General features: G+C 57.0%; 12 protein-coding genes. 5 read left to right on the top strand and 7 right to left on the bottom strand.

The window, feature by feature from the left end; translation table 11 throughout:
* Window positions 1–308 precede the first annotated feature (308 nt).
* Window positions 309–779, bottom strand: coding sequence for an OsmC family protein (locus tag EKH80_RS01745; RefSeq protein WP_126682991.1), 471 nt, complete (start codon window positions 777–779; stop codon window positions 309–311).
* 74 nt (window positions 780–853) lie between these two features.
* Here EKH80_RS01745 and EKH80_RS01750 point away from each other — a divergent pair, with 74 nt between their 5' ends.
* Entirely contained in the window at window positions 854–1,483 is a 630-nt protein-coding gene (locus EKH80_RS01750) for a GntR family transcriptional regulator (protein WP_126682992.1), read from the top strand.
* A gap of 351 nt (window positions 1,484–1,834) precedes the next feature.
* Here EKH80_RS01750 and EKH80_RS01755 read toward each other — a convergent pair whose 3' ends face one another.
* Complete coding sequence (locus tag EKH80_RS01755) at window positions 1,835–3,238, bottom strand: glycosyl hydrolase (RefSeq protein WP_158628713.1); 1,404 nt, start codon at window positions 3,236–3,238, stop codon at window positions 1,835–1,837.
* Window positions 3,239–3,821: 583 nt separating this feature from the next.
* Here EKH80_RS01755 and EKH80_RS01760 point away from each other — a divergent pair.
* Both EKH80_RS01760 and EKH80_RS01765 read left to right on the top strand, forming a co-directional pair.
* On the top strand, window positions 3,822–4,733 hold the full coding sequence (locus EKH80_RS01760) for a patatin-like phospholipase family protein (RefSeq protein ID WP_230473356.1): 912 nt from the start codon (window positions 3,822–3,824) through the stop codon (window positions 4,731–4,733).
* A 325-nt stretch (window positions 4,734–5,058) separates the two neighbouring features.
* The gene (locus tag EKH80_RS01765; protein ID WP_126682995.1) at window positions 5,059–5,478 is read left to right on the top strand and encodes an LIC_13387 family protein; all 420 of its coding nucleotides are present in this window, start codon (window positions 5,059–5,061) and stop codon (window positions 5,476–5,478) included.
* A 302-nt stretch (window positions 5,479–5,780) separates the two neighbouring features.
* On the opposite strand, the gene EKH80_RS01770 is transcribed toward EKH80_RS01765, so the two are convergent.
* Window positions 5,781–6,812, bottom strand: coding sequence for a hypothetical protein (locus EKH80_RS01770; protein WP_126682996.1), 1,032 nt, complete (start codon window positions 6,810–6,812; stop codon window positions 5,781–5,783).
* 1,111 nt (window positions 6,813–7,923) lie between these two features.
* Here EKH80_RS01770 and EKH80_RS01775 point away from each other — a divergent pair.
* Window positions 7,924–8,577: a glutathione S-transferase family protein gene (locus tag EKH80_RS01775; RefSeq protein WP_126682997.1), complete on the top strand. Its 654-nt coding sequence runs from the start codon at window positions 7,924–7,926 to the stop codon at window positions 8,575–8,577.
* A 46-nt stretch (window positions 8,578–8,623) separates the two neighbouring features.
* Here EKH80_RS01775 and EKH80_RS01780 read toward each other — a convergent pair whose 3' ends face one another.
* Together EKH80_RS01780 and EKH80_RS01785 are read right to left on the bottom strand one after the other, a co-directional pair.
* Window positions 8,624–9,073 (bottom strand): SRPBCC family protein, encoded by a 450-nt coding sequence (locus EKH80_RS01780; RefSeq protein WP_158628714.1) that lies wholly within the window; start codon window positions 9,071–9,073, stop codon window positions 8,624–8,626.
* On the bottom strand, window positions 9,060–9,458 hold the full coding sequence (locus EKH80_RS01785; protein WP_126682999.1) for an ArsR/SmtB family transcription factor: 399 nt from the start codon (window positions 9,456–9,458) through the stop codon (window positions 9,060–9,062). The genes EKH80_RS01780 and EKH80_RS01785 overlap by 14 nt, the downstream gene beginning before the upstream one ends.
* A gap of 121 nt (window positions 9,459–9,579) precedes the next feature.
* On the opposite strand from EKH80_RS01785, the gene EKH80_RS01790 reads away from it, so the two are divergent.
* On the top strand, window positions 9,580–10,338 hold the full coding sequence (locus EKH80_RS01790; protein WP_126683000.1) for an alpha/beta fold hydrolase: 759 nt from the start codon (window positions 9,580–9,582) through the stop codon (window positions 10,336–10,338).
* Between the two features lie 335 nt (window positions 10,339–10,673).
* Here the strand turns inward: EKH80_RS01790 and EKH80_RS01795 are convergent, their stop codons facing one another.
* Entirely contained in the window at window positions 10,674–10,901 is a 228-nt protein-coding gene (locus EKH80_RS01795) for a hypothetical protein (protein WP_126683001.1), read from the bottom strand.
* 59 nt (window positions 10,902–10,960) lie between these two features.
* Complete coding sequence (locus EKH80_RS01800; RefSeq protein WP_126683002.1) at window positions 10,961–11,215, bottom strand: hypothetical protein; 255 nt, start codon at window positions 11,213–11,215, stop codon at window positions 10,961–10,963.
* Window positions 11,216–11,845 lie beyond the last annotated feature (630 nt).

Raw genomic sequence — 11,845 nt, forward strand, 5'->3', positions numbered from 1 at the left:
GCGTAGGTTGGGGTGCAAACCCCAACTTCGTGCAGCGCGGGGATGGCCATGTTGGGGTTTTCACCCCAACCTACACGGTGAGGCGAAGCGAGGCGCGCATACAGTGCTGCCACACCATATTGAATTTAAAGACAGGGTGATATCCAGAAGGCCCGCAGGCCATTGCCTCGCGGCTTGAACGGACGGCCACGTGCCCCCGCGGGTCTTCCGGACGTCATGCCGGCACGTAGGAATGGATCAGAGGCTCCTTAGGCCCGCTTACGTCCCGGCGCGGATGTCGCAGCTCGTTTGCACGGATTGGCTGGGCATCAAACCTCGATAAAGGTCGCCTCATAGCTGATTGGAAAGTTCACCGACCTTGCGATAAAGCAGAAGTGATGGACTTCGTGATGCAGCGATTCGGCCTCTGCGAGGTCCGCACCGCGTTCCACGCTGATCGTTGGTCGAAGCACGGCCCGGACGAAACGTCCCTCACCGCGCGTGCCAGTCTCTCCAACGCCAAGCGGCGCATCCTCATAGTGCTTTACGACGATCCCCGCGTTGCTCGCCAGATGCAGATACCAAAGCATGTGACAGGCAGAGAGGCTGGCCAGCAGCAAATCCTCCGGATTGGGTTTGGAGGGGTCGCCGCCAAGCATAGGGTCGTTGGAGCATTCGATAGGGGCCTTGCCCGGCGTTGCGATGCGCCAGGTGCGGTCATAGCCCCGGTAGGTCCTGGTTCCCTCGCCGCGGTCGCCGGTCCAGACGATCTCTGCGGTGAAATCGTGGTTCTTAGCCATCTGCTGTCCTTGAGGGTTAATGTATACATGTATACACTTTGCCTCCAGCGAAGACAACCGTTAGGAGCAGCACGATGACGCCGGAAATGATAGCCAGCGAATTGCGGGGCGAGCTGATGGCGGGCGTTCTGCGCCCCGGGACGGATCTTTCACAGGTCGAGCTTGCCGAGCGATTCGGTGTCAGCCGAATTCCCATCCGGGATGCGCTGCGTATCCTGGCCGGTGAGGGGCTGGTCGACATCGTGGCCAATCGGGGCGCCAAGACCATCAGCCTGACTCCCAAGGAGGTTCGCGAGATCTACGACCTGCGCATCCTGCTGGAGTGCGATTGTCTTCAACGCGCGGCAGCGGCGATGACGCCAGCGAATCTTGAGGAGATCGACCGCGTGCGCCTCAAGTCCAACCTGGACGCAGGCGGCCCCGATTGGGCGGACGGCGACTGGGCATTTCACCGAGTGATTTACACGCTTGCAGGACGTCGGCGGCAGCTTGCCATGATCGAAGCCCTGCGCCGGACGTGCGTCTTGTTTGTCAGCGCCTACGGCACCATGCCTTCAAAGAAACCTCGTTGGCTGGGCGAGCACGATGCTATCGTGAAGCATCTGCGCCGAGGCGAAACGGAGCAGGCCGTTCTCGCGCTTCAAGTACATCTGGACGGGGCGGCGACACACCTGCTCACGCATATGAAGGCGTCGACGGGTTAGCGAGATAACCCGCGTCAAGGAAGCATGGGCGTCGGCAAAGGTGGGCATTCGACCTGAAGCGGACCTCTAAAATAAGGCGTTTCTGCAGGCGGATTTCCGAATCTCAGTGGAATGAGCGTTCACTTGAGAAATTGGCTCAATTGGCAGCAATCCATGGCGCTGCGTACCTAGCCGGTGATTCCGCGATGCAATTTTCGCTAGTGGTTACCGCCAAGAACTCTGGGCGATATATCACCCTTGAGAGCGTCGACCGAATATAGTCGCTCAGCATGTCCGCTTTTATCCAAAGCGGACATCCCGAAGAGACAATCACTGTTTCGATTTGGTATCGAACAACGAAAGTCCCTACACCTATGGTTTCGTCGCCGACGTAGACGAGGGTTCGATCACAAAAGTGGTGACGGAGAATGGAGGCAGGCTATACGAGAATGTTCCATTTACAATATTGACGGACCCGAGATTCACCGGGTTAGCCGACGAACTGCTTGACTGGTCCCGCCTCCACACGACCGCCGTACCGGCATCGACGCCATTCAAGGCAATACTCGCCGCCTGATAGAGGCTGGGGTCCTTGTTGATGACCACGATGTTCTTGGGATTGTCCGAGGCGTATACCTCGACGTTGGGTAGGCTTGTGGTCGACTGCACCAGCTTGGTGCCGAACCGGGGGAACAGACCTTCGCCTGTGTACATACCCAGGGCGTGATACATCGACGTCGGGTCGTCCATCTTCCCGTTGGGGACTTCGGCACCCGTCTTCAGGAGTAGGTTGCCTTTGTCCGCATACAACATCCCAATCCCGCCTGCTTTCAGGATATGTCCCATCGCAGAGGCGCCCCACGCCGTTTCAAAAGGCGTGTACTGCAGCAGATGCCCGATATAGTCGAGATCCCACTCACCTACTTCAATCGAGATGGCCGAAGCCCGGGAAGGGACGGTGGCTTGGATACGCTTGTAGAGATCCAGGATATCGGTCTCGTAAGCTTGAGCCTTGCCAAATAGCACACCGTAGGAATGCTGCGTCGATCCCTGCGCGTAGCCGTGGAAATCAAGAAAGTCCACGCGACTGCCTGAGACATTCAGGAAAGTCTGCAGATAGCCACTGTCGTACCAGGCAATGGTCGGACCGCCGATAAGGATGGTCTGATCCACTTTCTTCATGGCGTCATAGGTGACATTGAAAGCGGCGCTGTAGGTCGCCGCATTCTGCCCGTGGATATTCGGCTCGTTGATGCCACCAAGCCACCGGTGGACAACATTGTTGGTATCCACGTTGAAATGCTTCACCAGGTTCGGCAGATCGCTCGGATTGGTGGGATCTTCCACGACGGGCTCCGCCCCAATCGCTTTGATATGGTTGACCCAATCGTCACCGCTCCATCGGCTGTCGCATCCGGCGGCGCCGCAAACAATACGGCTGTTCGGGTTGCCGGGCGTGCTGTATTTCAGATTGATCCGCATATAGGGAACACCCAGCAGCTGCAGCCTGTTTTGCTGCAAGGTGTCGTTGACCAACACGTAGGGCGCCCCATAAGCACTTTCGTCAGCGCCTCCGACGGCCAAGGGGTCCAGCGTTCTTACCACGCTCGCATAATTGACGGAGATGTTTTCCGCAGCAGGCGAACCCGCCGCAAAAAGCGCCATGGGGACTGCAAAGGCAAGGGGTCGGAGAAACGTTCCGATACGGCGCAACATGTAACCTGCGCCTGCATTCTGATTTGCTTCATGCGTAATTCGCGTTTGAGTCTCTTTCATATGACAGCCTTGTAGTAAGTAGTTCATACGAGGGAAGTGCGGTCAGCCTTGACCGCGAATAAGCCTGTTTTGCAGGAAAGGTGCATCTGTACTAAGCGCATTGAGCTCTGCGCACAATCTAGCTTTGCCGGCCAAGAAGGTCCGGGTTCGTGCATCCGGCTTTTGCTGTGCGCTCGTCGTGATCCGAGCTTGTCTAAAACCGGGATGCGCACGACGCAGTCGCTTCCGGTCGCTAATCGTGATGGCCACGTCAACCTCCTCGTCCCCTGAGTGCTTGCAAAGGCTGCCATCACGGTTCGGTGCACGGACCTTTAAGCCGGCCCCACCTTGGCTCTATCGGTAGGTTGAAAGCGCGACCGTGCCATGAACTGCACCCTATTCATGGCGCGGCGAGTATGCGGACACCCCCTCGGCGGTTCTGTGAACTGGCGTGCACTTTCGATCTACTGCACAGAGGCACCGGACGTGCGTGAGGAGTACAACTAATTCGGCAGTCGGGCACGGTTTTGACACTTCGTTGGACAGGCGAAGTCGCACAGGTTCAAATAGCCCGCGTCCCATTCACAACAGTTGTGAGCAGATGATGCATAAACTTGCTCTGGTTCTCGGTGGCGGTGGCGCTGCCGGAAATGCGTGGTTGATCGGCGTCATCGCAGGCCTGGCCGAAGCGGGGTTCGATATGACAAAAACCGCCGATCTGGTCATTGGCACCTCGGCCGGTGCCACCGCGGCAGCGCACGTACGCAGTGGCATACCAGCGGCCGAACTGTTGGCCGCAGTGCTAGCTCCGCCAACTCGACCTGTCGGACAGAGCCCGGAACAACCACCATCCTTGCCGATGCCCCAAGTGTTCGAGCGGATGCGTGCCATCGGCGCTGCCGCCACCTCGGCAGCCGATCTGCAACGTGCGATGGGCGCATTCGGGCTGGAGAGCGACTCCAAACTCGGACCCGCAGCAGCGGGACAGCGCCGCGCGCTGGTCGCCGCCAGGCTGCCTTGCCTTGATTGGCCGGATAGGCCGATGATCTTGGTGGCCGTCGACGCACACACTGGCGAGTTGGCAGCGTTCGACCGCGATTCCGGCGTCGAGCTAGTGGACGCAGTCACCGCGAGCACCGCGATGCCGGGTCTGGCCCCCACGCACGCCATCAACGGAGCTCGCTATATCAATGGTGGCGTGCGCTCCGGCGAAAACGCCGACCTTGCTTCGGGCTATGCAAACGTCGTGGTGCTCTCGCCGTTCGGCGGACGGAGCGGACCCCTGCCGGAAGGCCAGTTCGAAGGCCTGCGCAGAGAACCGGAATGGGGCACGGACCTGGCAAGTCAGGTTGCGGCCCTGCGCCAGCAGGGCAGCCGCGTCGAGGTGATCACACCGGACGCCGATTCCCTAGCCGCCATGGGCACGAACCAGATGGATCTTGCGACCCGCATCCCTTCTGCCCGCGCCGGATTCGCCCAAGGCAAGCGAGAAGCGAGCAGAGTGACGCTGCGCTGACGATGGCATGCTGGAATTGGGGCGCAGGCAGTTAAATCATTCAACTACCTCCGTCCGATTCCTCCAAAAGCCAGCCTCACGTCGATGTCGTGTCAAAGCGGGTCGTCATTCCAGCGTAGGCCGGAATGACGACCCGCTTTGGTGTGAAGAATGTCCCTTGGAGCATGCCCAGGACTGACCTTCGGGGTTGAAGCCAGTTACTGCTCTCAACCCGAAGCCCACGCCTGAAGAGTCGAGGCACGCAATGCTTTGTAGCATGTACAATCGACTCCGCAGATCTCTCATGTCAGTTGGGAAGCCAATCGTTCTGATCCAGGAGGATTGCATGAAACCATCCCTACTTTTGCGAATCGCGTCTGTCCTTACGTTGCTGCTCGCGGTGGGACATACCACCGGCGGATTGAGCTTCTGGTCTCCTGCCGGCGAAACGGATGTTCTGCGCGCCATGAGGTCGTTTCATTTCGATGCAGCGGGCGCCAGCCGAACGTATTTGGATTTCTATCTCGGCTTCGGCTATGTCAACAGCGTCTACCTATTCTTGCAAACAGTCGTACTCTGGCAGTTGGCGTCCTTGGCGAAGACGGATGCGGTTCGCGTTAGGCCACTGATAGGCTCGCTCCTTTTAGCGTCCGTCGCGTCCGCAGCCTTGGCATGGAGGTTTATCTTTGTGGTGCCAGTGGTGTCGTTTCTTGCGATTGCTGTTTGCCTAGGGCTTGCGTTTTACGCCGCTGGGAAACGCGGATAGGCGTGGCGCTTGAGTTGAGCCGGCTTTCGGAAGTGAAGTCCGGCTCCCTTGTCGGGTGACCGTACCCGATATCCGCCTCCGACCCCGACGCTCCCCTACGTTTTTGGCTCGATGATTTCAATGAAATCAGTTGGCCAATCCAGATCTTTGAAATTGCCTCACCGTCATTCCGGCGAAGGCCGGAATCCATGTCTCGAACTGCAATAGATTCTGGCCTTCGCCGGAATGGCGGCGGGGAATAAATCAGAGCATTCTTAGGCCTCCGACTCCGTTTCGAGGCGCTCGAAGTAGCGGCACCAGCTCTATTTGTCGAAGCTTCCAAAATCAGAATTTTTGAATCTATAGGCAACAAAAAGGTCATTGCCAGCCATGGCGGTCTTCAAATCCCATTGGGAGATGACCTTCGACCCCGAAAAGCCAAATCCAACAACAACGGGCTGCACATCAATGGTGTCTATGGAAATGGTAAACCTTGCATCAAACCCCGTGAGTACCAATTGGTGCCCTGAAATATCTTTTAAACTGACTATAGATCCGGAGTTTGACATGACTCGATCGCGAGCTGTAAACCTAGTCACTTTAAATGTCTTTGTTGGCCGGTCGTAAACAATCATGATCTTGGCAGTTATCCTACCACCATTGCCGTTATCGTCGATTCTGCGAGGATTAAAGTGCCCATAGGATCCGGCTATCATAAGAAGAACATCAGCCTCATGATCCTCCCACTGAAAGCGGTGAAATCGCGCAGGATCACTGGTCGCGTCCGGCGCACCTACACGAAGAATCCCTAGATCAAGGCTCGGCAACAGAAGCTTCAGCTCCTCAGTTCCGTAAGACGGAATCAATGACGAACCCTCAAACATCGTGATGTCGGTGATCTTACCGTCCTTATCGCGGGTGATGTAGTTATGTCCATCCTTGCTTCTACCTTCAGCATCAAAATCGGATTCGCTTGATACGTCAATATAGCGATTAAGATGCGAAACTAATGCTGCCAATTGCGGCATATCCGCTGAAATAGTGTAAGACACAGTCACGTCATAGTCGATGACACGGTAAAGACCTCGCCGCACTTCTGAGATGAGTTTCGTCTGTTGTTTGACCTGTTCGGCCATTTCTGCCAGCTTGTCGGCGTGATCCTTGGCCTTCTGTATCAACTCAAGACCAAATAGTGAGAGCGCGAGAACCGCAGCAACGATGATGCCCGCGATCTTTATTTTGTCATCGCGAGTCAACGGCCCTTTGGACTCTTTTGATAATGTCCCCAAAACACCAAAGACCGCACCGATAACAATAGACAGCGCCTGCACAATACTGCTGATTGTCGGCCACATGAAGAAACCTCTCTTCGCTTTCCTTAAACCATTGGCGAGAATTGCTGTAATATTCGGAACGGCGCACCTTCAGTTGTGGTCGATATGCAAATGAGGATCCGGACCTGAGATTCCTCCACACTTCACACTTCATTTGATCGAGCACATGAGGCTACAGAAAGCGTAGTGCCAATAGCTGCTTTTCTTGATTGACTTACAGCAAAATGCCATCACAATTGTCTTGATGTTCGTGGAACCGAACTTAGCCCTCTGATTGTTCTGAGACCCAAGAGCGTTAAGTGATGACCACTTAAACGGCGAATTCCAAAATCGCGATGTCGGCATAATGCTACAGGAAAATCAATCCTTCCCCAACTTACTTTATCTATCGACCTGATTCGATAGACATGCCGCGTGCACCCATGCAACGTTGGCAAAGTCGGGATCGCCCTTGGCCACTGGAAGTCCGCACCCGACGTAGGATGTAAAGCGCGAGCCGCATGATGTGCGAGCTCACACGACCCGCTAACCATAATAATTTGCGACGTGGGACCGCTTAATTCATCACCTCACGCCAGTACGGAGAAGAAGGCCCGGCGTTCCGTCGCCGGTAGCCTACCGGAGCATGTGCGTTTGGCAACGGAAGGGTGTGAAACTGCCCGGATGAAGATTGCCCGCCTTCGGACAGGGGCTATCCCGCGAGGGATTGCCCTCTTCTGCTAGCGTCGACGCGAATGGGGTCTCTGGCTGAGCTGCACGGTTAACCCAAGTGAAAATATCGTGAGTTTCAGCTGGTGTCGTCTGGCAAAACTGTATCACCCCTGCGCGGCCATGGCCCACGTATAAAGCCCAATTGCTGTTATGGCTCTTGACTAGATTCTGGCTCAGCCCGAGTCTGAGAAAGTGAGGATACCTGTCTTGCGGGTCATCGTTACTTGCGGGTACTGATCGAAGTTCCGGTTCGGTCGGTTGCTAACGCCGCTAAACGATCGAAGTGGGCATGTCGATTCGGCGGTGAGTCGTTCGTCGTCATGTCAAAGAGGGCAAGAAAAGCGCCCTAGGTTGAAACCAAGCATCGGCGCCGTGGCTTCCGAGAGCGGCGCCGAGCCACCACGATCACCAGGAGACTCCGATGACTGTCACCCTTACTGCCTTTGAACGGTCGCCCGATGGCGGCATGGGGCTGGCGCGCGATACGCGCGTTCGCTGGGCGCTTGAAGAGGCGGGCCAAGCCTACGAGGTTCGTCCTGTTTCGTTCTCGGCGATGAAGGAGCCCGCGCATCTGGCCGCTCAGCCCTTCGGGCAGATTCCCGTCTATCAGGAAGGCGATCTTGTGCTGTTCGAGTCAGGCGCGATCATTTTCCATATCGCCTCGCACCATTCGGGTCTGTTTCCGGACGACGCCAACGCCCGGGCGCGCGCGATCACCTGGATGTTTGCCGCGCTCAATACGGTGGAACCGCCGATCCTTGAACTCATAACGGTCAAGTTTCTGGAGGGCGATAAGCCCTGGAACAAGGATCGCTTGCCCTTGGTCTTCGATCGCATCCGCCACCGACTGACCCAACTTTCCGCTCGCTTGGGCGATGCCGACTGGCTCGATGGCGCGTTCAGCGCGGGCGACCTGCTCATGGTGTCGGTGCTGCTCAGGACGAGGCCGTCGGGCATCTTGAATGAATTTCCCAGCCTGGCCGCCTATGTCGCCCGCGGCGAAGCACGGCCCGCATACAAGCGAGCGTTCGCCGCCCAATTGGCGTTCAATACGGCCCAGCCAGCGGCCAGCTAGAGCTGGCCCTGGAAAATGGAACCGCGTGGTAGTTCGCCTCCCACTACTACAGGCGTTCTGAAACCGCGTCCGCCAGATGGTCCAGGATATTCCCCCAGCCCTTGGTATGACCTTCAACAATGGCCGAGGTCGGTAGGCGCTCGTGGGTCAGCACGAGTTCGGTTTCATAGCCGTGTGGATGGAGTTCGACGGTTACCAACGTGTCCACATGGTTCGTCAGCGGGCCCATCCACGTGAATACAAGCTTGCGCGGCCGGTCGACCAGCACATAGATGCCCGATACGTCGCGGCTTGATTCCCCCGACGACATGGCAAGGCTGAAGGCTCCGCCAGGGCGAAGGTCGCAGCTCGCCTTGCAATGGACCGCACCCGGAAAGGGACTCAGCCACCGAACCATCAAGTCAGGTTGAGTCCACAGGTCGAAGATCTGCTCGGCACCCGCCTTCAAGCGCCGGCGTATCTGGACGGTCGGGGCCGTTGTGTCAGCGTGAACCATGCTTGCGATCCTTGTGACTCGATTTGGGGTCCTGCTTGAGTTCGACCAGCAGGCGCTCCATGGCGTCCAGCCGCGCGTCCCAAAAGTGGCGCATCCGCTCGATCCAGCCATCGACCTCGTCCAGCGAACCGGTATTGATGGAGAGGATGTGGTCGCGCCCTTTCCTGTGTCGCTCGACCACGCCGCTCGCTTCCAGCACGCGGATATGTTTCGACACCGCGTTCAATGACATCTGGAAGGGTTCGGCGATCTCGGTCACGCGCGCCTCGCTGCGTGAGAGCCGTTCGATTATCGCCCGCCGCGTGGGATCGGCCAATGCGGCAAACACCGCATCGAGACGCGCGGTGCGCGTAGCGGCTTTCTTTCGAGCTTCGGTCTCAATCATGGCGGCAACGTGCTCGATTCTCCATCGCAAAAATATTCTACCAAAGAGATTGACAATCTTTCGCCGCGATGCTTTTATTCAACCTGTAGGTTGAGCATTTTCATTGATATAGGAGAGATCGATGCTAAACAAAGCCCTTGCCGTTGCGATCGCAACGGCTGCACTTCTGTCAGCAGCCGTATCCCCAGTGCGGGCTGAGCCAGTCAAGAACGTCGTCATCGTCCACGGCGCCTTCGCCGACGGTTCCGGATGGCAGCGTGTCGCCGACCTTCTTGGTAAGGACGGCTATAAGGTCAGCATGGTGCAGGAGCCGCTGACATCACTTACCGACGATGTCGCAGCGACCCAAAGGGTGCTGGATCAGCAACAGGGCCCCACTCTTCTGGTCGGCCACAGCTATGGCGGAGTGGTCATCACCGAAGCGGGCAACGCACCGAATGTCGCCGGCCTCGTCTACATCGCCGCTTTCATCCCCGACCACGGCGAGAACGCAGTCGGCCTGCTCTCGCAGGCTCCCCCTGCCAACAAGGACATGCGCGCCACCAAGGACGATTTCCTGTATCTGGATCCGGCCGCCTTCCCCGCCGATTTCGCTGCCGATGTTCCGTCTGCCCAGGCGAACTTCATGGCCCATTCCCAACCCATGCTGGCCAAGGCCGCCGCAGGCGCAACGGTGACGACACCCGCCTGGCGCCAAAAGAAGAGCTGGGCACTGATCGCGACTCGCGACCACAACCTCAATCCCGATCTCGAACGCAGCATGGCCAAGCGGGCCGGCAGCGAAACGATCGAAATTCCCGCCAGCCACGCGGTCTATCTTTCCAAGCCGAATGAAGTGGCGCGTTTGATAGAGCGGGCAGCGAAGGCCTCCAGCCAGTAACCCATTCCTACAACATGACTCGCCATGTCCTTCTCCCTCTCCTGCTTGCAGGGGAGGGGCGGGGTGGGGTTGTACGAGCTTGCCGCCATGTTCAAGTTCATCGCGAGGTTGTTTCACTTCACCCCACCCCAACCCTCCCCTACTACACGTAGGGGAGGGAGCAGATAGCAGCAAACTGAGGTTCGACGTCAATCAGGGAACTCAATGAAGATGCCCCGTTTCACTAGCATGGGGATCATGTCTGTTCCGGGCGAAGGCGATAAGAAACAGCAGCGAAGCCTGGCACCGTAAGGCGCCAGGTCGCTGACAGAACGCTAGATAGTCTGCCCTCCCCCCTAGTGATGGCGTTCCAACCTTGCGCTTCCGTTCTTGGCATTCACACGAGCCACCTTGTGGAGGTCTGTGAATGGCACAGCCTCAAGGTCCTTGGGTACTTCAAGGACTTCGTGCTTCTCACCCTTCGATGGGACGTAATGCACCGTGAAATCAGCTCCACGCATTTTTTCCGGGTTGAACATGGTAAGAATGGTGCCGTCCGCGTCATAGCTGACTGCAAGTTTCATGATCTGCCCCTTATGCCGTTGGATTGGTGTTGCTAGTCGCCGATGCTGGCATTCAGCGACTAATTGCTCCCGACTTGCAGGTTGTAATAGGTGGAATTCGGACCATTGTTCTTGACCGTGTAGCCAAACGAATACTGGCCACCGTTGTTCAAGCTTACGGACTCCGACCCGGCATAAAGCAAAGAAGCCCCGGTATTCAGCGGCTGGGGCTGAATGAACGTGTCACCTTTCCAGCCGGGATTATTCCAGGTTGTGATCCAGCCCTGTGACTGGCCGTTGGCGATGTAAATGTTTCCAAGTGTGATGGATGACATGTCAAATACCTCTCTCTTGGCTTCGCGGAAACCGCGTCCCATTCAAGAACACGCTCTTTGACCGCTGCGCTCGTTTTGAGCGGCAGTGCTGGTGCTGCGGTGACGCCGACTTACGTTTTGCAACGCAAAATCCCAAGTCGAAGCTGTGACGCTAATTAGGAGGACGCACGAACTGCGTCGGGCACAAGGTGGCGATGCTGGAAGTCGCCACAAAACAGGGTCGGTTCAAATTGAAGCTAACGACACAACCAAGTCGTTAAAGACTATCAATTGGCATGTAATCCACGCGTCAATATTGTTTTAAGAAGAGTCTCTTGGCCGGGGACACGGTCATTCAGCTCTGCCTCCCTCTTTCCACCTAATCATTACCCAAAAGAATTTCCACTGACCATGCTCACGCCGTAGTAAACGCAGCATCTCGCCATGCATCGATGAAATCGGCCTGTCGCTTCCCTTCCGAAAGCCGGCATCGAAGTAGCCCTATTCGAATGCCCAATCTCCGGTGACGCGGATGTTTGGAGTGCCTTCGCGTTGTTCATGAGCGTAACGCGCACTTCCAGTTCGCGCAGTTCCTCGATCCCGGCAAGATCCGCAGGATCATTGATGCCTCGGTAATCCATTGTCGATGCG

The organism is Dyella choica, assembly GCF_003977665.1.
Taxonomy (GTDB): domain Bacteria; phylum Pseudomonadota; class Gammaproteobacteria; order Xanthomonadales; family Rhodanobacteraceae; genus Dyella_B; species Dyella_B choica.

Excerpts from the sequence above, each read along its gene's own strand:
- EKH80_RS01800 (WP_126683002.1), bottom strand. The coding sequence starts at position 11,215 with ATGTCATCCATCACACTTGGAAACATTTACATCGCCAACGGCCAGTCA.
- EKH80_RS01785 (WP_126682999.1), bottom strand. The coding sequence starts at position 9,458 with ATGATTGAGACCGAAGCTCGAAAGAAAGCCGCTACGCGCACCGCGCGT.
- EKH80_RS01765 (WP_126682995.1), top strand. The coding sequence starts at position 5,059 with ATGAAACCATCCCTACTTTTGCGAATCGCGTCTGTCCTTACGTTGCTG.
- EKH80_RS01775 (WP_126682997.1), top strand. The coding sequence starts at position 7,924 with ATGACTGTCACCCTTACTGCCTTTGAACGGTCGCCCGATGGCGGCATG.
- EKH80_RS01780 (WP_158628714.1), bottom strand. The coding sequence starts at position 9,073 with ATGGTTCACGCTGACACAACGGCCCCGACCGTCCAGATACGCCGGCGC.
- EKH80_RS01790 (WP_126683000.1), top strand. The coding sequence starts at position 9,580 with ATGCTAAACAAAGCCCTTGCCGTTGCGATCGCAACGGCTGCACTTCTG.
- EKH80_RS01795 (WP_126683001.1), bottom strand. The coding sequence starts at position 10,901 with ATGAAACTTGCAGTCAGCTATGACGCGGACGGCACCATTCTTACCATG.
- EKH80_RS01755 (WP_158628713.1), bottom strand. The coding sequence starts at position 3,238 with ATGAAAGAGACTCAAACGCGAATTACGCATGAAGCAAATCAGAATGCA.
- EKH80_RS01770 (WP_126682996.1), bottom strand. The coding sequence starts at position 6,812 with ATGTGGCCGACAATCAGCAGTATTGTGCAGGCGCTGTCTATTGTTATC.
- EKH80_RS01750 (WP_126682992.1), top strand. The coding sequence starts at position 854 with ATGACGCCGGAAATGATAGCCAGCGAATTGCGGGGCGAGCTGATGGCG.
- EKH80_RS01745 (WP_126682991.1), bottom strand. The coding sequence starts at position 779 with ATGGCTAAGAACCACGATTTCACCGCAGAGATCGTCTGGACCGGCGAC.
- EKH80_RS01760 (WP_230473356.1), top strand. The coding sequence starts at position 3,822 with ATGCATAAACTTGCTCTGGTTCTCGGTGGCGGTGGCGCTGCCGGAAAT.